The organism is Planomonospora sp. ID91781 (assembly GCF_015711595.1).
GTDB classification, from domain to species: Bacteria; Actinomycetota; Actinomycetes; order Streptosporangiales; family Streptosporangiaceae; genus Planomonospora; species Planomonospora parontospora.
Genome location: NZ_JABTEY010000001.1, coordinates 39,331 through 59,986, shown reverse-complemented (window position 1 = coordinate 59,986; position 20,656 = coordinate 39,331). Strand labels below are relative to the sequence as shown.

The 20,656-nt window shown below is 72.7% G+C and carries 17 protein-coding genes; 7 read left to right on the top strand and 10 right to left on the bottom strand.

Features of this window, described 5'->3' with window-relative positions:
• The first annotated feature begins 14 nt into the window (after positions 1–14).
• The 3 genes from HS048_RS00250 to HS048_RS00240 all read left to right on the top strand — a co-directional run bounded on the left by HS048_RS00250 (position 15) and on the right by HS048_RS00240 (position 3,005).
• Positions 15–587 carry a hypothetical protein gene (locus HS048_RS00250; RefSeq protein WP_068901195.1) on the top strand — a complete coding sequence of 191 codons (573 nt, stop codon included), beginning with the start codon at positions 15–17 and terminating at the stop codon, positions 585–587.
• Positions 588–671: 84 nt separating this feature from the next.
• Positions 672–1,439 (top strand): isoprenyl transferase, encoded by a 768-nt coding sequence (locus HS048_RS00245; protein ID WP_068901197.1) that lies wholly within the window; start codon positions 672–674, stop codon positions 1,437–1,439.
• A 243-nt stretch (positions 1,440–1,682) separates the two neighbouring features.
• Positions 1,683–3,005, top strand: coding sequence for a PhoH family protein (locus tag HS048_RS00240; RefSeq protein WP_068901199.1), 1,323 nt, complete (start codon positions 1,683–1,685; stop codon positions 3,003–3,005).
• A 150-nt stretch (positions 3,006–3,155) separates the two neighbouring features.
• On the opposite strand, the gene HS048_RS00235 is transcribed toward HS048_RS00240, so the two are convergent.
• From HS048_RS00235 to HS048_RS00225, 3 genes are read right to left on the bottom strand one after another with little or no spacing between them, the layout of a single operon-like run.
• Positions 3,156–3,836, bottom strand: coding sequence for a hypothetical protein (locus HS048_RS00235; RefSeq protein ID WP_196465768.1), 681 nt, complete (start codon positions 3,834–3,836; stop codon positions 3,156–3,158).
• Positions 3,837–3,868: 32 nt separating this feature from the next.
• Positions 3,869–5,311 (bottom strand): sensor histidine kinase, encoded by a 1,443-nt coding sequence (locus HS048_RS00230; RefSeq protein WP_196465767.1) that lies wholly within the window; start codon positions 5,309–5,311, stop codon positions 3,869–3,871.
• Positions 5,308–5,982, bottom strand: a complete 675-nt coding sequence (locus HS048_RS00225) for a response regulator transcription factor (RefSeq protein WP_084008798.1) — start codon at positions 5,980–5,982, stop codon at positions 5,308–5,310. Before HS048_RS00225 ends, HS048_RS00230 begins: the two co-directional genes overlap by 4 nt.
• 312 nt (positions 5,983–6,294) lie before the next feature.
• Here HS048_RS00225 and HS048_RS36605 point away from each other — a divergent pair, with 312 nt between their 5' ends.
• Both HS048_RS36605 and HS048_RS00215 read left to right on the top strand, forming a co-directional pair.
• Positions 6,295–7,128, top strand: a complete 834-nt coding sequence (locus HS048_RS36605) for a transglycosylase SLT domain-containing protein (protein ID WP_307832324.1) — start codon at positions 6,295–6,297, stop codon at positions 7,126–7,128.
• A 96-nt stretch (positions 7,129–7,224) separates the two neighbouring features.
• Entirely contained in the window at positions 7,225–9,195 is a 1,971-nt protein-coding gene (locus tag HS048_RS00215) for a glycosyltransferase family 2 protein (protein WP_196465766.1), read from the top strand.
• Here the strand turns inward: HS048_RS00215 and HS048_RS00210 are convergent.
• From HS048_RS00210 to HS048_RS00195, 4 genes are all read right to left on the bottom strand, one after another.
• Positions 9,180–10,694: a tannase/feruloyl esterase family alpha/beta hydrolase gene (locus tag HS048_RS00210; RefSeq protein ID WP_196465765.1), complete on the bottom strand. Its 1,515-nt coding sequence runs from the start codon at positions 10,692–10,694 to the stop codon at positions 9,180–9,182. The two genes, HS048_RS00215 and HS048_RS00210, sit on opposite strands and share 16 nt — an antisense overlap.
• Positions 10,695–10,714: 20 nt before the next feature.
• On the bottom strand, positions 10,715–12,073 hold the full coding sequence (locus HS048_RS00205) for an MFS transporter (protein WP_084008818.1): 1,359 nt from the start codon (positions 12,071–12,073) through the stop codon (positions 10,715–10,717).
• A gap of 119 nt (positions 12,074–12,192) precedes the next feature.
• The gene (locus HS048_RS00200; protein WP_230880668.1) at positions 12,193–14,154 is read right to left on the bottom strand and encodes a helix-turn-helix domain-containing protein; all 1,962 of its coding nucleotides are present in this window, start codon (positions 14,152–14,154) and stop codon (positions 12,193–12,195) included.
• A 23-nt stretch (positions 14,155–14,177) separates the two neighbouring features.
• Positions 14,178–14,936, bottom strand: coding sequence for a 3-hydroxybutyrate dehydrogenase (locus tag HS048_RS00195; RefSeq protein WP_068901215.1), 759 nt, complete (start codon positions 14,934–14,936; stop codon positions 14,178–14,180).
• A gap of 272 nt (positions 14,937–15,208) precedes the next feature.
• Here HS048_RS00195 and mca point away from each other — a divergent pair, with 272 nt between their 5' ends.
• Positions 15,209–16,072: a mycothiol conjugate amidase Mca gene (gene mca / locus HS048_RS00190; protein ID WP_068901217.1), complete on the top strand. Its 864-nt coding sequence runs from the start codon at positions 15,209–15,211 to the stop codon at positions 16,070–16,072.
• 33 nt (positions 16,073–16,105) lie between these two features.
• Here the strand turns inward: mca and HS048_RS00185 are convergent, their stop codons facing one another.
• Positions 16,106–16,858, bottom strand: coding sequence for a TetR/AcrR family transcriptional regulator (locus HS048_RS00185; RefSeq protein WP_196465763.1), 753 nt, complete (start codon positions 16,856–16,858; stop codon positions 16,106–16,108).
• A gap of 325 nt (positions 16,859–17,183) precedes the next feature.
• On the opposite strand from HS048_RS00185, the gene HS048_RS00180 reads away from it, so the two are divergent.
• Positions 17,184–18,641 carry a serine hydrolase gene (locus HS048_RS00180; RefSeq protein ID WP_068901219.1) on the top strand — a complete coding sequence of 486 codons (1,458 nt, stop codon included), beginning with the start codon at positions 17,184–17,186 and terminating at the stop codon, positions 18,639–18,641.
• Between the two features lie 52 nt (positions 18,642–18,693).
• Here HS048_RS00180 and HS048_RS00175 read toward each other — a convergent pair whose 3' ends face one another.
• Complete coding sequence (locus HS048_RS00175; protein WP_068901220.1) at positions 18,694–19,080, bottom strand: tautomerase family protein; 387 nt, start codon at positions 19,078–19,080, stop codon at positions 18,694–18,696.
• Between the two features lie 126 nt (positions 19,081–19,206).
• The gene (locus HS048_RS00170) at positions 19,207–20,607 is read right to left on the bottom strand and encodes an aspartate ammonia-lyase (RefSeq protein WP_068901222.1); all 1,401 of its coding nucleotides are present in this window, start codon (positions 20,605–20,607) and stop codon (positions 19,207–19,209) included.
• Positions 20,608–20,656 lie beyond the last annotated feature (49 nt).

Here is a 20,656-nt window from a genome sequence, read left to right as displayed (position 1 = left end):
ATACGCTCCCTGACGTGGGGGAACTTCGCTGCGTCGACGGATCGTGCCTGACCGTCACGCCCGTGGTGTGCCGGGACAGCGTCGGTGAGCCGTACGAGGTCACGCTCGAACTCCGCCGCGACGGCATGCCGTACGGGACGGTGGGCGAGCGGTGCGGCTGGTTCCTCGCCCGGCTGGCGCGGGGGGTGGCCGAGGCGCGCGCCGACCGGGCGGCGGGATGGCCGGACCCCGACGACCGCTTCCCCGGGCTGCCGGGCCGCTCCGGCGGCGAGGAGGGCGGAGAGCGGGACGAGGAACTGTTCGCCTTTCGTTACCGGACCCGGACGGGCCTGGTCGGCGGGGGCGAGCTCCGCTGCCGGCTGCGCACGATCCCGGTCTGGGTGCCCGGGGGCGAGGGCGCCGGACGGGGCGCCCCGGGCGAGTGGCGGCTGACCAGGAGGGCGTTCCTGGAGGCCTGGGGGAGCGGCGGGGTGGGGCTGCGCGCCGTGCTGACCTCCGCCGAACTGGGCGTCTTCGTACGGGAACTCGTCGAGGAGGCCGAGGAGCGGCTGCGGGCGCAGGTGCCCGGGGACGCCGCGCGCGCCTGAGCGGAGGGGCGGAGAGGTCCCGCGGGCGGCGATAATTGCCTGTCGGCGTCCGCAGGCGATGGGCGCTCGCGGGAGGGAATCCACATGGGCGTGCGCGATCTCGTCTACCGGCTGTACGAACGGCGGCTGGAGGCGAAGCTGTCCCGCGACAGGGACATGGTGCCCCGCCACGTCGGCGTGATCGTGGACGGCAACCGGCGCTGGGCGCGGTCGATGGGCATCGACGACGTCAGCCGGGGGCACCGCAAGGGCGCGGACAAGATCTCCGAGCTGCTCTGCTGGTGCCGGGAGGCCGGGGTCGAGGTCGTCACCGTGTGGCTGCTGTCCAGCGACAACATCAACCGCTCCAAGGACGAGCTGGAACCCCTCATGAAGATCATCGAGGACGTGGTCCAGGAGCTCGTGGCGGACGGCTGGCACATCAAGCCGATGGGAGCCCTTGACCTCCTGCCCGATCACACGGCACATGTCCTGAAAAATGCAAAAGAAGCAACATCGCACCGTCCAGGTTTGATTGTGAACGTTGCGGTTGGGTATGGAGGAAGGCGTGAGATCGCTGATGCGGTGCGCTCCCTCCTGCTGGAGCACGCCAGCAAGGGGGCGACCATCGAGGACCTGGTCGAGGTCCTCGATGTGGAGCACATCGCGGAGCATCTCTACACGCGCGGCCAGCCCGACCCGGACCTGGTCATCCGGACCTCGGGAGAGCAGCGGCTCTCCGGATTCCTGCTCTGGCAGAGCGCCCACTCCGAGTTCTACTTCTGCGAGGCCTACTGGCCCGACTTCCGCAGGGTCGACTTCCTCCGGGCGCTCCGCTCCTACGCCGCGCGGCATCGCAGGTACGGCACCTGAAACGCAACGTGAACACCCCCTTTCGGTCACGCATGGCCCATTGGACGGTGGGTATTCAGGACGTACCGTAAGAAGTAGGCGGGCGAAGCCCGCCTACTCCGGAGAGGGCCCGCCTTTGCGTCACGACCTGCTGAGGGGGGCCGGTCGCCGGCGCCCGCTCGGTATGCCGCGAGCGCGGTCCCGGGTCCGGTCCGCATCCCAGCTCATGGCAGGGCGCCCCCCAGGGCGCCCGGGGGAGAACGCGTGGCACACCCTTCGTCCGCATCCACGTCTCCGGCCGGCAACCGGAAGACGTACGTCCTGGACACCTCGGTCCTCCTGGCGGACCCGGCTGCGATAAGCCGCTTCGCCGAGCACGAGGTCGTCCTCCCGATCGTCGTCATCACCGAGTTGGAGGCCAAGCGCCATCATCCCGAACTCGGCTACTTCGCGCGCAAGGCGCTGAGGTACCTCGACGACCTGAGGGTGACCCACGGACGTCTGGACGAGCCCATGCCGATCGGCGAGGGCACCATCCGGGTCGAGCTCAACCACAGCGACCCGTCCATCCTGCCCGCCGGGTTCCGCCTCGGCGACAACGACACCCGCATCCTGACCGTCGCGCGCTCCCTGGCCTCCGAGGGCCTCGACGTGGTGCTGGTCTCCAAGGACCTCCCGATGCGGATCAAGGCCGCCTCCGTCGGGCTGGCCGCGGAGGAATACCGCGCCGAGCTCGTCGTGGAGTCCGGCTGGACCGGCATGGCCGAGCTGCAGGTGACCGAGGAGGACATCGAGACGCTCTTCGAGCACCGCGTCGCGGACCTGGCCGAGGCCCGCGAGCTGCCCACGCACACCGGCCTGCGGCTGCTGTCCAGCCGGGGCTCGGCGCTGGGCCGGGTGCTGCCGGACAAGTCCGTCCGCCTGGTCCGCGGCGACCGCGAGGTGTTCGGCGTGCACGGCCGCTCCGCCGAGCAGCGCATCGCCCTGGACCTGCTCATGGACCCCGAGGTCGGCATCGTCTCGATGGGCGGCCGGGCCGGCACCGGCAAGTCCGCCCTCGCGCTCTGCGCGGGCCTGGAGGCGGTCCTGGAGCGCCGCCAGCACCGCAAGGTCATCGTCTTCCGCCCGCTGTACGCCGTGGGCGGCCAGGAGCTGGGCTACCTGCCCGGCTCCGAGAACGAGAAGATGGGCCCGTGGGCGCAGGCCGTCTACGACACCCTGGGCGCGGTCACCACGCCCGAGGTGATCGAGGAGGTCATCGACCGGGGGATGCTGGAGGTGCTCCCGCTCACCCACATCCGCGGCCGCTCGCTGCACGACGCCTTCGTGATCGTCGACGAGGCCCAGTCGCTGGAGCGCGGGGTGCTGCTGACGGTGCTGAGCCGGATCGGCGCCAACTCCCGGGTCGTGCTCACCCACGACGTCGCCCAGCGGGACAACCTGCGGGTGGGCCGGCACGACGGCGTGGTCGCGGTGGTGGAGAAGCTCAAGGGCCACCCGCTGTTCGCGCACGTCACGCTGACCCGCTCGGAGCGCTCGCCGATCGCCGCGCTGGTCACCGAGATGCTGGAGGACTTCACGGTGTAGGCCGGTCCCGCCGCCCCCTTCCCGCAAGGGGGCGGCTGGCCGCGCCCCGGGCGCTTCTCCGCGGTCTCGCGGCGCCGTCCGGATCGACACGGGGCGGCGCGATGAAGGCGCGGGGCGGGACGGGCACGGCCCGGCCGGGTGCCGCCCGGCTCACGGGGGCAGGCGCACCCCCCGGCCCGCCAGGTCCTTGTACTCGGAGCAGCTGTGCTCGCCCAGCGACTCCGGAGTGCCGGGGAAGAGCCTGGTGATCTCGACGCTCCAGATGCTCGCCTGCTTGTTCTGCCGGACGGTGCAGGTGATCTGGGCGAGTCCCAGCCGGGTGACCCTGCCCTCGCCGGTGACGATCACGTTCAGCCGGTAGCCGAGGTCGTCGGTGGGTTCGCTCCGCTGCGAGGGGCCGGTGTACCGGGTGGTCTTGATGTCGTAGTAGTCGAACCCGGTCAGCTCGCTGGTCAGCCCCGGCCGCGGCGGCTGCTGCCCGGCGCGGAAGAGGCTCTTGACGACGTTCTCGGTCGAGTCCGAGGCCACCGGGACCCGGACGGGCTGCAGCGTCCCGTCGTCGACCATGTAGACCGTCACCCAGGTCGGGCTGTAACTGATCACCGGCGGGCGGCCGCTGTCCCGCACGCCGGTGGGGGAGATGCCGCACCCCGCCGCCGCCAGTACGGCCAGCACGGCGGCGGCCGGCGCCGTGATCCGCCCCGTGCGGGTGGAGGAGGCCGTACGGGTGCGCGCGCCCGGGTCTGCGGGGGAGGCCGCGCGGAGGTCCGTACGGGTGCGCGCGCGGAGGTTCGTGCGCGAGTCTGCGCGGAGGTTCGTGCGGAGGTTCATGCGGGAGCCTGCGCGGAGGTGCGTGCGGAGGTTCATGCGGGGGCCTGCGCGGAGGTGCGTGCGGAGGTCTGCGCGGAGGGCAGCCAGACCGTGAAGAGCGTGCCCGGCCGCTGCGGGCGCACCGAGATCGTGCCGCCGTGCAACTGGGCGTTGGAGCGGGCGATGGAGAGCCCCAGTCCGCTGCCGTCGCCTCTCCGGCCGGCCTTGTAGAAGCGGTTGAACACGTGCGGCAGGTCCGTCGGGGGGATCCCTCCGCCGTGGTCGCGCACCTTCACCTCCAGGCCGTGGGCGGTGGCGCGGGCGGCGACCACGACCGGGGGCTCGCCGTGACGCAGGGCGTTGCCGACCAGGTTGGCGAGGATCACGTCGAAGCGCGGGGGGTCGACGGAGAAGGCGAGTCCCGCCGGGACCTCCACCTCCACCTGCTCCGACCAGCCCCGGATCTCCAGGCAGTCGTGGACCGCCTCGGCGACGCTCACGGTCTCCAGGTTGAGGACGGCCGTGCCCGAGTCGAACCGGCTCGCCTCGATGAGCTGCTCCACGAGGGTGCGGAGCCGTTCGATCTCGCGCAGCACCAGCCGTACGGCCGTGGCGGGTTCGCGGGGCAGCCGCTCGGCCTCCTCGGAGAGCATGTCCGTCACCGCGGTCATCGCGGTCAGCGGGGTCCGCAGCTCGTGGGAGACGTCGGCCACGAACCGGCGGGACATCGCCTCCAGCGCCCGCAGCTCGGACACGCTCCGCTCCAGCGCGGCGGCGGTGTCGTTGAACGTCGCGGTGAGCTCGGCGAGCTCGTCCTGGCCGCGTACGGGGAGCCGGGTGTCCAGGTGCCCGGCGCCGAGCGCGCGGGCGGCCGAGCCGAGCCGCCGGACCGGGAGCAGCACGCGCTGGGCCGAGAGCAGGGCCACGGCGAGCGCGATGGCGAGCATGATGGCGCCCGCCGTGGCGAGCGGCCGGCGCATGCCGCCCAGGAGCTGCTCCTCCTGCGCCAGGGGGACGAACACGAAGACGCTCATGCCGGTGGGCTGGGCGATGTGGATGGGCTCCACCCGCCACACGGGGGTGCCGATCACCAGCCACATGCCGCCCCGCATCTCCTGTCTCTTGGTCACCATGCGGCCGGCGGCCCGGGCGCGCAGGTCGGCGGGGACGTCGGCGAGGCCGAAGTCCCCGTCGGGGTACAGGTAGTCCTCGTAGAGGACCACCACGGCCCGGTTCTGCGCCCGCAGGCTCATCTGCAGGGCGGAGATCTCCAGGTCGGTCGGAGGGCCGTCCCCCGGCCAGAGCGCGCCGATCGGCACCCGGGTGCCCTGGAGGGTCTCGCGCACGTCGGCCACGGCCACCTCCTCGGCGCGTTCGATGACCCGGTTCTTGACGAGCTCGTAACCGATGCCCGCGACCAGCGCGGACGCCGTGACGGCGATCACGGTGAAGGCGATGACCAGCCGCCCGCGCAGCCCGGTGTAGATCCGCTTCACGGCGGGCTGAACCGGTAGCCGAAGCCCCGCACGGTGTGGATGAACACGGGCTCGGCGGGCACGGGCTCGATCTTGGCGCGGATCCGCTGCACGCAGGCGTCCACTAGCCGGGAGTCCGCGGCGTGGGTGTGGTCCCACACGGCCCGGAGCAGATATCTGCGGTTGAGCACCTGGCCGGGGTGGCGGACCAGCTCCAGCAGCAGGCGCAGTTCGGTGGGGGTCAGGTGGATCTCGTGACCGGCGAGTGAGACCTTCAGCGCACCCTTGTCGATGACCAGGTCGCCGAAGGTGACGCGGTCGGAGGAGACGGACTCGGCCCGGCGCAGGACCGCCCGGATCCGGGCGTCCAGCACCCGCGGTTCCACGGGCTTGACCACGTAGTCGTCGGCTCCCGCCTCCAGGCCCACCACCACGTCGAGGTCGTCACCCCGGGCGGTGAGGAGGATCACCGGCAGCTGGTCCATCCTGCGGATCCGGCGGCACACCTCGACGCCGTCGATCCCGGGCAGCATGACGTCCAGGACGGCGATCTCCGGGCGGCGCGACCGGATGTGGTCGAGCGCCTCCTCGCCGGTGGCGTAGGAGGTCACGGAGTGCCCCTGACGGGCCAGGGCCAGTTCGAGACCGGTCCGGACGGAGGGGTCGTCTTCGACGAGGAGTATGCCGGCCACCCGGTCATTATTCTTCCAACACCCCATAAGCCCCTACTTGTCATGAAAATGTGACGTGGTCGGCGAGGGGACGGGAAGGGCCGAGGCGAGGCCGGAGCGGGCGGGGAGCGCCGGGTTCGCGGGGCCGTGGAGGGTGCTGGGGCAGGTTGTCATTTATGTGACCAAAGTCACATCTCTGGCCTTGATATCGGGAAAGTCCCCGGTAATCAGGCAATCGGTAATGAAAAGGTCATGGGACTCTCCGGGGAAAACCATCCGGATCTTCCGTTCCGGTTGCGGACCACCCCCCTGGTCAAGGCAAGCTCATAGGTCGTGAGTCCAGGATCGTCGCAACCCGAGGGAGAGCGCCCGCAGGACACGGGGCGCCAGGCCCGCCGCTCCCGCCGCGCGTCCGGGAGACCGGCCAGGAGCGCGTCCGCCGGCGCCGCGCCGGCCGGCGGCACGTCCGCGGGCGGTGAGCCGCCCAGGAGCGGGAGGCGGGGAGGGCCGGGGCCCGGCGGGAAGCGCGGCGGCCTGACGCCCAAGCGCATCGCCGTCATCGCCGCGGTGACCGTGGTCCTCGTCGGAGGCGGCGCCTACACCGCGCACACCGCGATCCAGAACGCCTCCGCCCCCGCGCAGGAGCCGCTCGCCCTGGACGAACTGGCCAGGGCGCTCGGCGGCGACCCGTTCGGGCCCGACCCCGCGGCCGACGCGCTGAAGGCCCAGGCGGCCCAGGCGCTCAAGGAGGACGCCCTCCGGCGCAAGCGCGAGGGCCGGGAGCCGCTCGACCACATCAAGATCGTCAAAGAGGCGCCGGGCGGCGGCGGGTTCGACCCCAAGCAGCTCCCGGCGGGCACCGCGAACCCGACCGGCAACAAGGCCCTGGGCAAGCAGATGCTGGAGGCCCGCGGCTGGGGCGACCAGTGGGGCTGCCTGGAGAAGCTGTGGATGAAGGAGAGCGGCTGGAACGAGCGGGCGATGAACCGCTCCAGCGGCGCCTACGGCATCCCCCAGTCGCTGCCCGGCCACAAGATGGCCAGCGCCGGCGCCGACTGGCAGACCAACCCCGCCACCCAGATCGAGTGGGGGCTGACCTACATCAAGGGCCGGTACGGCAGTCCCTGTGGAGCGTGGGGCCACTCCCAGGCCAAGGGCTGGTACTGACGCGCGGGACCACTCCCGGGCCAAGGGCCGGTACTGAAACGCCAGAAAGCGGCACGTCTGACCGGCCAGGGGCGGTAAGCACCGCATCCTGGCCGCATGGGTGTGAAGGTCAGCGTGGTGGTGCCGGTCCGCAACCCCGGTGATACCGCCAACGCGTGTATCCACTCGGCGGTCGAGCAGTCGATGTCCCCGGAGGAGTTCGAGGTCATCTTCGCCGACGACGGATCGGACGACGGGACACGGCAGCGCCTGGCCATGGTCGCCGGAGCCTGGCCGAACGTCCGCGTGCTCCACCTGCCGCCCACCGGCTCGCCGATGCGGGGCCGCAACGCCGCCCTGGAGGTCGCCAAGGGCGAGTACGTCTACCTGATGGGCCAGACGGACCGCCTGGAGCGCACGGCCCTGGAGCGGATGTACGAGCGCGCGATGGCGACCGACGCCGACATCCTCGTCGGGCGGCTGGAAGGGGGCGACGGCCCGCCGCCCCGGGCGTTCGACGCCGACCGGGAGCACGCCGACATCCTCACCGACGGGCTGCTCTCCCTGCTCACCCCGCACAAGCTCTACCGCAGGGCGTTCCTCGCGACCGAGCGGCTCACCTTCCCCGAGCCCGGCGGGACCCTGTCGGAGCAGGCCTTCGCCGTCCGGGCCTACCTGCGGGCGGAGAACATCACCGTCATGGCCGGCGAGGTCTGCTGCCACCTGGGGGAGCGGCCGGAGCCGCCGGTCCCCCCGGCCGTCCAGGCGGCGGAGCTGCGCGCGCTGCTCGACGCCGTCGACGAGGCCGTGCCCGACGGGCGCAGGCGCGACCGCATGTACGCGCACTGGTTCCGCACCGCGATCCTGCCGCAGCTCGGCGGGGACGTCTTCAGCCTGTCCTCGCGGGAGCGGTCCGCCGTCTTCACCGCCCTGCGGGAGCTGGTCCTGGCGCGCTTCCCCGAGCGGCTCGACGACCGTCTCCCGGTCCACCTGCGCATGCGCGCGGCGCTGCTGCGCGCCGGGCGGCCCGACCAGCTCGTCATGCTCTCGCAGGCCACCCGCGAGACCCACCTGAAGGCCGACCTGAAGGAGCTCGCCTGGAACGGCGGTGTGCTGGAGCTGGGCATCACGATGGAGCTGATGTGGACCGGCGACACCCCCACCTGCTTCGTGCCGCACGGAGACCGCCTGCTCTGGAAGCCCCCGATCCCGCTGGAGGGGCTCGGTTCCGCGGAACGGGTGACCGACGTCACCGAGGCGGTGGCAGCCGCCGGGTTCGACGCCTACCTCCGGCACCGCGACACCGGGATGGTCCACATGATCCCGGTGACGTCGTCGGTGGTCCTCCTGCCGCACCGCGACCGGATGCGGGTGCAGGTCACCGGGACGGCCTCGTTCGACGTCACCTCCACGTTCCTCGGCCAGCCGCTGCCGTCCGGGTTCTGGGAGATCCACGTCCGCATGCACGGCGGGCCGCACCGGGCCCGCGCCCGGGTGACCGGGGAGCCGTTCGAGCACTCCGGGGCGCTGGCCGACTATCCCGGACGGCCGGTCGTCCCCTGGTGGTGCGACGAGGGGCTGCCCGGCGTCTGCGTGGAGCCCCGGCTGCTGTCCGACGCGATCGCCCTCGTCTCGCAGGACACCACGAGCGTGCGCCGCCGTGACCACGTCTTCTTCGTGGTGCCCGTGCCGTACCTGCCGGAGGGGGGCGGGCCCCCCGGCGAGCTGGTGCTGCGCCGGGCCGGCGGGCGGCGGGAGATCTCCGTCCCGGCCCTGGTCGAGCCGGGCGAGCCCGGCATGATCGGCGGGAGCCTGGTCGCGAAGGTCCCGACCAGGCGGCTGCCCCAGCGCGACCTGCTGGTCCCCGGCCGCTGGACGCCGTTCCTGCGGATGGAGGGGCAGGAGATCGGGCTCCGCTTCCGGGTGCGGATGAACCGCTTCGGCGGGGTGGAGGTCCACCCCGCCGCCGCGGCCCGTCTCCCCGAACGGCGCTACCCGCTGCTGCGGCGCATCGCGACGCGCATCCCGGGGGCCCGCAACATGATGCGGTTCACCCGGACCCTGCAGCGGCGCTACCTGCCCAGCTGACAGCCGTTCGCGAGGTCGCCGCCCGCCGGACGGGGCAGGGTGGCGCTCGGCGGCGGGCTCTGCCGCCGCTCCACCCACCCTTCCAGGGCCTCGAAGGCGCTCCGGAAACACGGCAGGATCGGGCGGATCCGGTCGGGGTACGCCGCGTACAGGCCGTCGACGTGGTTGCCGCCCTCGATCCGGTAGTAGCGGAAGGGCCGGCGCGCGCCGACCATGCCCGCGTAGACGTCCCCGGAGCGGGAGATCGGCAGCAGGGTGTCCAGCGTGCCGTGCAGCGTGATCAGCGGCTTGCCGATCCTGCCGGTCAGCGCGATCTTCCTGACCGCCTCGTACGGCCTGCGCGCGGCGTAGTCGTAGTCCGCGTCGCAGGCCGGGGTGCCCGGGACCCCCGGGGCACAGTACGGCGTGCCCGCCTCGGCGGCGCCGTCGTAGCCCGGATCGATCTCCTCCCGGTAGATCCGCTGGGTGAGGTCCCAGTAGACCTGGTGGTGGTAGGGCCAGAGGAACTCCGAGCCGCGCGCGAACCCGGCGGCGTACATCGCCTCGGCGTCCCCCTGCGGGTAGGCCCGGAGCGCCGGCGGGAGGAAGGTCAGCAGGTTGTCGCCCCTGACCCGCCAGAGCGTGCCCTCCCAGTCGATCCCGCCGTCGTACAGCCACGGCCGGTTCTCCAGCTGCCAGCGGACCAGGTAGCCGCCGTTGGAGACGCCCGCGGCGTAGGTGCGGCGCGGGGCCGTGCCGTACCGCTGCCGGACGGCGGACCCGGCCGCGACGGCGAGCTGCGTGACGCGCTCGTTCCACTCGGCGATCGCGTCCCCCGGCTCGCGCCCGTCCCTGAAGAAGGCGAGACCGGTGTTGCCCTTGTCGGTCGCCGCGTAGGCGTAGCCCCGGGCCAGCGCCCAGTCGGAGATCGTGAAGTCGTTGGCGTACTGCTCGCGGTTGCCCGGCGTGCCCGCGACGACCAGCCCGCCGTTCCAGGCGTCCGGGAGGCGGAGCACGAACTGCGCGTCGTGGTTCCAGCCGTGGTTGGTGTTGGTGGTGGAGGTGTCGGGGAAGTAGCCGTCGATCTGGATGCCGGGCACGCCGGTCGGGCTGACGGCCCCGGCCGGGTGGAGCCCGGCCCAGTCCGCGGGGTCGGTGTGCCCGGTGGCGGTCGTCCCGGCCGTGGTCAGGTCGTCCAGGCAGGCCGCGACCTGGTGCTCGGCCCCGGGAACCTTGATCCGTTCCTGGCGGGCGCAGTGCCTGCCCGCGGGCCTGTCCCCGGGTTCGCCGTCCGCGGACCTGCTCCCGGGTTCGCCCGCGGGCCCGTCCGGTGACGCGTTCGCGGCCGGGGCGGTCAGGGCAGCCGGGGTTGCCGGAGGTTTCGAAGCGGCCGGGGCGGCCGGGGTCGCCTGGGCCGCCGGGGCGGCCGCGGTCAGCGCGGCGGTGGCCGCGGCGGTGACCGCCAGGCCGGAGGCGAGCAGGTGGCGGAGTACGGGACGGAGTCCCGGTCGGAGTCCCATCGGGTGGCCTCTCGTCCGGCTCAGCCGCGGGAGGCGGGCTCGGCGGCGGTTCCGGTGGTTCCGGCGGTGCCGGGGGACCGGGGGGCGTCGCCCAGGGTGGCCAGGTCGCGGCCCCTGGTCTCCTTCGCCGCGAACACGGTGGCCAGGGTGAGCACGGCGGCTCCGGCCACGTAGAGCATGACCGGCAGCGCCGAGCCGTAGGACTGCAGCAGGGCCACCGCGATCAGCGGGGCGAGGCCGCCGGCCACGATCGAGGCGAGCTGGGCGCCGATGGACACGCCCGAGTAGCGCATCCGGGTGGCGAACAGCTCGGAGAAGAACGCCGCCTGCGGGCCGTACATCGCGCCGTGCAGGATCAGGCCGACCGTGACGGCGAGGGTGATCGCGGCGAAGTTCCCGGTGTCGATCAGCGGGAAGAAGGCGAACGCCCACAGGCCGACCCCGGCCGCGCCGAGCAGGTAGACCGGGCGCCGGCCGAGCCGGTCGGAGAGCGCGCCCCACATCGGGATCGACACGAAGTGCACGGCGGAGCCGATCAGCACCGCGTTGAGCACGAAGCCCTTCTCCAGCTCGGCCGCCTCCGTGGCGTAGACCAGGACGAACGCGGTGATCACGTAGTAGGAGACGTTCTCGGCGAAGCGGGCGCCGATGGCGGTGAGCACGTCCCGCCAGTGGTGGCGGAAGACGTCCACGATGGGCATGGTCTTCTTCGGCCCGGCGTGGGCGACGGCCTGCTGGAAGACCGGCGACTCGCTGATGCTCAGCCGGATCCACAGGCCGACCAGGACCAGCACGCCGGAGAGCAGGAACGGCACTCGCCAGCCCCAGCTCGTGAAGGCCTCGTCGGACTGGACCGCGGCCAGCAGCGCGAGCACGGCGGTGGCCAGCAGGTTGCCGCCGGGGGCCCCGGCCTGCGGCCAGGAGGCCCAGAAGCCGCGCCGCCCGGCGTCGCCGTGCTCGGAGACGATGAGCACCGCGCCGCCCCACTCGCCGCCGAGCGCGAAGCCCTGGACGAGCCGGAGCGCGGTCAGCAGCAGCGGGGCCGCCGCGCCGATCGCCGCGTGGGTGGGCAGGCATCCGATCAGGAAGGTCGCACCGCCCATCAGCAGCAGGCTGAGCACCAGCAGCTTCTTGCGGCCGAGCCGGTCGCCGTAGTGACCGAAGACCAGGGCGCCCAGCGGGCGGGCGACGAAGCCGACCGCGTAGGTGAGGAAGGCCAGCAGGGTGCCGGTGAGCGGATCGGACTTGGGGAAGAACAGCGCGGGGAAGACCAGCGCGGCGGCCGAACCGTACAGGAAGAAGTCGTACCACTCGATCGTGGTGCCGATGAGGCTGGCGCCGACGATCTTGCCGATGGGGGTGCGGGTTTTCTCTGCCATCATCTTCACTCACCAGGGAGAGACGCCGTTGGGGGATGTCGGCTCACCGTACGTAGTGACCGGCGTCACTCCTATGGGGCGCGGCACCATACCCCGCGGACGGCCTGTGTGGGTCCCGCTCAGGCGGTGGGGTGGCTGATCCGGTGGAGCCGGAGGGCGAGCTGGAGCTCCAGGGCGCGTTCGGGCTCCTGCCAGCCCGCTCCCAGGAGCCGGCCGATCCGGTCCAGGCGCTGGGTGACGGTGTTGACGTGGATGTGCAGGGCCTCCGCCGTACGCGACAGCGAGCCGCCGGTGCCGAAATAGGCGGTGAGCGTGCCGACCAGCGAGGTGCCCCGGCGGGCGTCGTAGTCGATCACCGGACCGAGGGCCGAGTCGAGGAACGTCCCGATGTCGCGTCCCTCCCCGACCAGCAGGCCGACGAAGCCCAGCTCGGCCGCGCCGGCGCCCTCTCCGGCCCGGCCCAGCGCCCGCAGCGCGTCGGCGCAGCGCCGGGCCTCGCGGTGGGCGGCGGCGACCCCGGCGATGCCGCGCACGGGGCCGCAGGCGCCGGCCGTGGCGGGATGGCCGAGGGAGGCGCTCAGCTCGGCCGCCACCCGCTTGGCCAGCAGCCCGGGATCACCTCCGGGCAGCAGCAGCACCACCTCGTCCCCGCGCTGGGCGGCGAGCCCGTGCTCCAGCGTGGCCCGGGAGGAGGCCCAGAAGGCCGCCCGCTCGCGTCCGCCGTCGTGCCGGACCACGATCACCACGTGGTCGCCGTCCAGGTCCACGCCCACCCGCCGGGCCCGCTCGCCCAGCCCGCCGAGGCCGGGACGGGAGATCAGGTCGTCGAGCAGCTCGCCGCGGACCCGGCCCTCGGCCTCGGCCACCGTACGGCGGAAGAGCAGCAGCAGGGCGGTGACCAGCGCGGCCCGTTCCAGGATGCGGTGGTCGGTGTCGGAGACCTGGCGGCCGGTCCGCAGGACGAGCGTGCACAGCGGCTCGCCGCCGACGTCCACCGAGGCGACGAGCAGGTCGCCCCGCCGGACGGTACGGCCCAGCGTCCGGGACGACTGCGCGGCCTCGGCGATCGCGGCGGCGTCGAGCCGTCCGGGCCCGTCCGCCCGGTCCGCGCCGTCCATCCGGTCCGCATCGCCCGAGGGGGCCGTGCGACCTGCGCTGGCCCGGACGGCGTGCTCGCCGGGCCCGCCGAGGTCGCCGGTGATGGGCCGCCCGGCGTCGTCCAGCACCGCCAGGGAGCCGCCGAGCACCTCGGTGACCACGGCCGCCACGTCCTCCACACCCCCGCCGCGCAGCACCAGCCCGGTCATCCGGTCGTGCGCGAGCGCGGCCCGCTCCACGGCCTCGCTGTGCGCGTTGAGGCGCCGGTTGGCCTCGCTGAGCTCCTCCAGCGCGTTGCGGGTCTCCTGCAGCAGCCGGGCGTTGTCGATGGCCACCGCGGCGTGCGCGGCCAGCGAGCCGAGCAGCACCACCTCGTCCTGGGTGAACGGCCGCACGCTCCGGTTGGCGGCGAACAGCACCCCGATGACCCGCCCGCCGAGCTTGAGCGGGACGCCGAGGATGGCGACCAGCCCCTCCTCCTGCACGGCGTCGTCGATGTCGTGCATGTGGCGGAAGCGCTCGTCGGCGAAGTAGTCGGCCGTGGAGTACGGCGTGGCGGTCTGCGCCACCAGTCCGCCCAGCCCGGCGCCCATGGCCAGCCGGAGCGAGCGGAACTTGGCCGAGACGGAGCCGTCGGTCACCCGCATCCGGGTGTCGCCCCGGTCGGGGTCGTGCAGCGTCATGTAGGCGGCGTCGGTGCCGAGCAGCTGCCGGGCCCGGTGCACGATGGCCTCCAGCACCGCGTCCAGGTCGCGCAGCGCGGCCAGGTCGCCCGCCGTGTCGAACAGCGCCGACAGCTCCGCCTCGCGCCGGGCCCGGCGCCGCAGCAGCGCCCGGACCTTCAGCGCCGCGAGCTTTGCCTCCTCCAGCTCGGCGAGCGTGGCGGCGTCGGCCCCGGCGGTCCTGGCCGCCAGCACGGGCCCCTCGAACTCGACCGCGGAGGCCTCCCTGGCCAGGAGTTCGAGGAAGACCCGCGTGCTCATACCGTTCATTGTCGCGGGGCCGCTCAGCGGGCGGTCCAGCCGCCGTCCACCGGCAGGGAGACCCCCGTCATGAACGAGCCGTGCGGACCGCACAGGTAGGCGACGAGCTCGGCGACCTCCTCCGGCTCGACCAGCCGTTTCACCGCGGCGGGCGCGAGCATGACGCGTTCGACGACCTCGTCCGCGCCGATGCCGTGGGCCTCGGCCTGGGCGGCGATCTGCCGCTCCACCAGCGGGGTGCGCACGTAGCCCGGGCTCACGCAGACGGAGGTCACCCCGTGCTCGGCGCCCTCCAGGGCGATCACCTTCGACAGCCCCTCCAGCGCGTGCTTCGCGGTGACATAGGCGGACTTGTACGGCGAGGCGCGCAGGCCGTGGACCGAGGAGATGTTGACGATCCGGCCCCACCCCCGCCCGTACATGCCGGGCAGGACCGCCCGGGCCAGCAGGAACGGCGCCTCGACCATGACCTTGAGGATCCGGGAGAAGACCTCGGGCGGGAACTCCTCGATGGGCGCCACGTGCTGGAACCCGGCGTTGTTCACCACGACGTCCGCGCCCGCCAGGAGGCCGTCCGGGAACGCCCCGGTGAAGTCCGGCGCCGACAGGTCCGCCGCCACCGGGGTCCCCGACACGTCCGCGGCCGTCTTCTCCGCGGCCTCGGCGTCCACGTCGACCACCACCACGTGCGCTCCGGCGGCGGCGAGCCGCAGCGCGCAGGCGCGCCCGATCCCGCTGCCCGCTCCGGTCACCACGGCCCGCCGCCCCGTCAGGTCAGTCATGTCAGTGAATCTAGGCAATCACCTGGATCCCTCACATGTCCCCCGTCGACATACCGCCCTCGCGGGTTATGTGACGGCCGCACGCGAGCCCTTCCCGGCGCGGATTCGGGTGCGGCGTCCTCCGGGCGGCGGCGTCCCGCGGGCCGAGGGAAGGGATTCCCGGCCGCCGCGGTTCGGAGAAATGTCGTAAGCGCGATCTAGGGTCGGACGGGTCCGAGCCGATCGCTCCCGACGCCCAGGACATCCAGGACACGAGGACACCGAGGACGCCGATGACCGCGAACCCGCTGCGACTGATGGCCGTGCACGCCCACCCCGACGACGAGTCCAGCAAGGCGGCGGCGACGACGGCCCGCTACGTCTCCGAGGGGGTGGACGTGCTGGTCTGCACCTGCACCGGGGGAGAGCGCGGCGACGTGCTCAACCCCGCGATGGACCGCCCCGGCGTGCTGGAGAACATGGCGGAGATCCGTCGCAAGGAGATGGCCGAGGCCGCCGCGATCCTCGGGGTCGGCCACCGCTGGCTCGGCTTCGTCGACTCGGGGCTGCCGGGCGAGGGGGAGCCGCTGCCGGACGGGTGCTTCGCCGTGCAGGACCTGGCGGTGGCGGCGGAGCCGCTGGTGGCGGCGGTCCGGGAGTTCCGGCCGCACGTGATCGTCACCTACGACGAGAGCGGGGGCTACCCGCACCCCGACCACATCATGACCAACCGGGTGGCCGTCGAGGCCTTCGAGGCGGCGGGCGACCCGGACCGCTACCCCGGCACCGGGGAGCCCTGGCAGCCGCTCAAGCTGTACTACATCGCGTCATTCACCCGCGAGTGGTTCACCGCGATCCACGAAGGGCTGCTGGCCCGGGGGCTCCCGTCTCCGCTGGCGGAGATGGTGACCGACGACTGGTTCGAGGGCATGCCGGAGCTGCCGGTGACCACCCGGGTGACCTGCGACGACCACTTCGAGATCCGCGACCGGGCGATGAAGGCCCACGCCACCCAGATCGACCCGGACGGCCCCTGGTTCGCCCACCCCCGCGACCTGGAGCGCGAGGTGTGGCCGACGGAGGACTACCACCTCGCCCGCTCGCTGGTGGAGACGGAGCTGCCCGAGACCGACCTGTTCGCCGGGCTCCGGGGGTGACGGGGCGGTTTCGGACGGCCCCGTTCGCGGAGGTCAGGGGATGACCCGGCGGCCCGGGGCGGAGCGGAGCCTGGCCTGCAGGCCGTCGAGGACGCGTTCCAGGCCGTAGGCGAAGTTCTCCTCACGGACCCGCTCCGGGTCTTCGTACGGCTGGGCGGCGTGCTCCTCGCGCAGGAGGGGGTGCTCCCGCATGGCCCGCTCAGCGGCCGACCGCAGGCCGTCGGCCCATTCCTGCTCGGTCCGGCCGCTGCGGGCGAGCAGCGACAGGTAGGCCGCCTCACTGGTGGCGATGCCGATGACGTAGGCGATGAGCGTGTTCATGGCCCGATCGGCCTCACCCGGGGCGAAGCCCGCGGCCCGGAACAGGGCGATCATGCGTTCCGAGCGGCCCATCAGGTTCGGCCCGAGTGAGGCCAGCCCGGTCTGGCCGAGCACGGAGGCGACCCAGGGGTGGCGCAGGATCATCGCGCGCAGGCTGCGGGCGCACTGGGCGAGGTCCTCCCGCCAGGCGTCCGGGTCGTCGGCGCCGGGCACCCGGACCTCGCCGTAGACCTCGTCCACGACGAGCTCGATCAGCTCGTCCTTGCTGGCCACGTGCCGGTAGAGCGAGGTGGCCCCGGCACCCAGACGGGCGCCGAGGCTGCGCATGCTCAGGGCCTCGACGCCTTCCTCGTCCAGGAGACGGACGGCCTCGGAGACGATCCGGTCCTGGCTCAGCGCCGGCTGCTCCCGCTTCGCCCGCCGACGGGCCCACACCGAGGGGATGGGCGGCTCGTCCGTCTGCATGGGGCCTCCTTTTTCGATCACGTTAGCGCACATCGTGCGCTTCTGCGCACATCTGATCCATCGACTCGCGGCCGCATCGGTTCGTGCGCACAGAATCCTCCGTTGCGCACATCGATCCCTCTGCGTACAGTGTTCGCGTACAGGGCACGCCGTACGCGGCAAATGAGGGCTCCAGGGCGGCGGCGCATTTCCGCCGTTCGTGGCACCGGCCTGTTCCGGGGGTGCCGCGCGCCCGGACGTGAGCCGCCGTCCTCCGAGACCCCGGTTCCGAACCGCACCGCACCGCCCCGACCGCACGCACCATCCGAACGCACGAGGAGAAGACATGACCGAGAAGCAGTACTGGAACGCCGAGGGAGCCTGGAAGGCGGAGGGCGCCCGGGGAACCACGGACTCCACGGGCCGGGGCTTCCCGCTGTCCCGCTGGCAGGCGCGGCTGGACGAGCTGCGCGCCGCCCACCGCGTGCCGGGCGCGTCACTGGCCGTGCTGGTCGACGGTGAGGTGCACGAGCTGGCCAGCGGCGTGTTACACCGCGGTACGGGGGTGGAGGCGACCACCGACTCGGTTTTCCTGTCCGGATCGGTGGCCAAGGTCTACACCGCGACCCTGATCATGCAGTTGGTCGACTCCGGCGCGCTGGACCTGGACGCGCCGGTGGTGAGCGTGCTGCCGGAGTTCGCCACTCCCGACCCCGAGGCCACGAAGGCGATCACGGTCCGGCGGCTGCTGTCGCACACCGGCGGCGTGACCAACGACTTCAACCACGACTCCGGCCGGGGCGACGACTGCCTGGCCGGATATGTCGAGGCCGCACGAGACGTGGCGCTGGACTGCCCGCCGGGGACCGCGCTCTCGTACGGCAGCCTCGGATACGTCGTGCTCGGCCGCGTCGTCGAGGTGCTGACCGGTAAGACCTGGGACCGGGCGCTGAAGGACATGCTTTTCACGCCGCTCGGGCTGGAGCACTCGATGACGCTGCCCGAGGAGGCTCTGCGCTTCCGGGTGGCCATGAGCCACCTGGGCGGTCCGGGTGCCGATCCCGATCCGGCGCCGGCCTGGGACCTGATGCCGCGCTCCGCCGGGCCGGCCGGCCGGGTCATCGTCTCCGCCGGAGACCTCGCCCGCTTCGCCCGCATGCATCTGGCCGGGGGCGCCGCGCCGGACGGCACCCGGGTGCTGTCCGAGGAGGCGGCCGCGGCCATGCAGCGGCACGAGGCCGACAGCCCCGACAAGTGGACCGTCAGTGCCGACGGCTGGGGACTGGGCTGGACCCTGTACGACTGGAACGGGGTCGCCGGTTTCGGCCACGACGGCGCCGCCATCGGCCAGTACGCCTACCTGCGCGTCGTTCCAGGGGCGGGCGTCGCCGTGGCCCTGCTCACCAACGGCGGCAGCGCCCGCCTGCTCTACGCCGACCTGTTCCGCGAACTCCTCACCGAACTCGCCGGGGTGACGATGCCCGCCCCCTTCGGCCCGCCCGCGCAACCGCTCGCCGTCGACATCGCGCCGTTCCTCGGGACCTACCGGCGGGAGGGCGTCGTCATCACCGTCGGCCGGAAGGACGACGGCACGCCGCACCTGCGGTACGAGTTCGTCGACGGCATGAAGGACCTGTCCCCGCCGCTGGAGGCGGATCTGATCCCGGTGTCGGAGACGGTGTTCGCGGCCTCCGGGGCAGGCCCCTCCTTCAGTGAGGACCACATGCCCGTGGTCTTCTCCACCTTGGCCGACGGCACCGCGTGCTGCTACGTCGGCATGCGGGCGACACCGAAGGTCGCGTGAGATGCGCCCGCCGACGGGGACGGGTCACCCGGGACCGGCCCGGGTGCCGGGATCAGACCTTGACCGGGTAGGTCAGCGCCAGCTCGTCGCCGGGGACGCCCCGGATGCCCCAGTTCACCTGGGGCGACTCCAGGATCACGATCTCCAGGTCGTCGGCGGGGAGGCCGAGCGCATCGCCGGTCCAGGCGAAGAGCGTCCGGATCAGCTCGCGCCTGGCCTCCTCCGACCGGCCCTCGAAGCAGACGATCTCCACGATCAGATAGCGATCGCTCCGCTGCGGGCAGACGAGGTCCTCGGCGTCCAGCAGCAGGAACCGGTGGAACCTCTTGTCCTCGGGGAGCTTCCACGCCTGGACCAGGCAGCCGTGCACGAGGTCGGAGAGCTCCTGGCGGAGCGGACCCCAGACGTCGCGGCGGCCGTAGAACTTGATCTGTGCCATGGCGCCGAGTCTCGCAGATCACCTTCCACGGCGCCCGGCCGGGCCGAAAACGCCCCGTCGCCTCTGCCCGCCCGCCCCGCCCACGGAGCCGGTGACGCGGGCGGGGCGGGCGGGCAGATGGGACCCTCAAGCGGGACGGTCAGGCGGGCGGGTCATGGAGAGCACGTCGAGCAGGGCGTCGAGCTGCTCCTCGGTGATGGTGCCGTCCGCGACGTGCCCGCGCTCGACGACGACCTCGCGGATGGTCTTCCGCTCGGCCAGCGACTGCTTGGCGATCTTCGCCGCCTCCTCGTAGCCGACGTACCGGTTGAGCGGGGTGACGATGGACGGCGACGACTCGGCGTACTCCCGCAGGCGCCCGGTGTTGGCGGTGATGCCGTGCACGCAGCGGTCGGCCAGCAGCCGGGAGACGTTGGCCAGCAGCCGGATGGACTCCAGGACGTTGCGGGCGATGACCGGCAGGGCCACGTTGAGCTCGAAGGTGCCCGAGGCGCCGGCGAAGGCGATGGCCGCGTCGTTCCCGATGACCTGCGCGGCGACCATGCACACGGCCTCGGGGATGACGGGGTTGACCTTGCCGGGCATGATCGAGGACCCCGGCTGGAGGTCGGGCAGGTTGATCTCACCGAGCCCCGCGCGCGGTCCCGATCCCATCCAGCGGAGATCGTTCGCGATCTTGTTGAGGGAGACCGCGACCGTCCGGAGCTGCCCGGAGAGCTCCACGACCGCGTCCCGGGCGCTCTGCGCCTCGAAGTGGTCGGGGGCCTCGCAGAAGGGGAGGTCGGTGACGTCGCGGAGCTTCGCGATGACCTTCGTGGCGAAACCCGGCGGGGTGTTGATCCCGGTTCCGACGGCCGTGCCGCCCAGGGGGAGCTGGGCGAGGTGGGGGAGCGCGCTCCGCACCCGGGCGACGGCGTTGTCGATCTGGGTGGCGTACCCCCCGAACTCCTGGCCGAGCGTGACCGGCGTGGCGTCCATCAGGTGCGTACGGCCCGCCTTGACCACCTCGTCGAACTCGATCGACTTCTCGCGCAGCGCGGTGGCCAGGTGCCGCAGGGAGGGGATGAGGTGGTAGGTCACCTCGGTCAGGGCGGCGACGTGGATGGAGGTGGGGAACACGTCGTTGGACGACTGGGAGGCGTTGACGTGGTCGTTGGGATGGACCGGGCGGCCAAGCCGTTCCTCGGCGAGCGTGGCGATGACCTCGTTGGCGTTCATGTTGGAGGAGGTCCCCGAACCCGTCTGGAAGACGTCGACCGGAAACTCCCCGTCCCACTCGTTCTCCGCGATGTCGGTGGCGGCCTCGGCGATCGCCTGGGCCAGCTCCTTGTCGAGCACCCCCAGCTCGGCGTTGACCTCGGCGGCCACCGCCTTGATCAGGCCGAGGGCCGCGATGTGGGGACTCTCCAGGCCGCGCCCCGAGACGGGGAAGTTCTCTATCGCCCGCTGGGTCTGAGCCCGCCACTTCGCGCCCGCCGGAACGTGCACTTCGCCCATCGAGTCATGTTCGATCCGATACTCGCTCATGGACCCAGTCTGCAACGCGAAGGATAAGGCGGATGTTCCAGGCGGGATC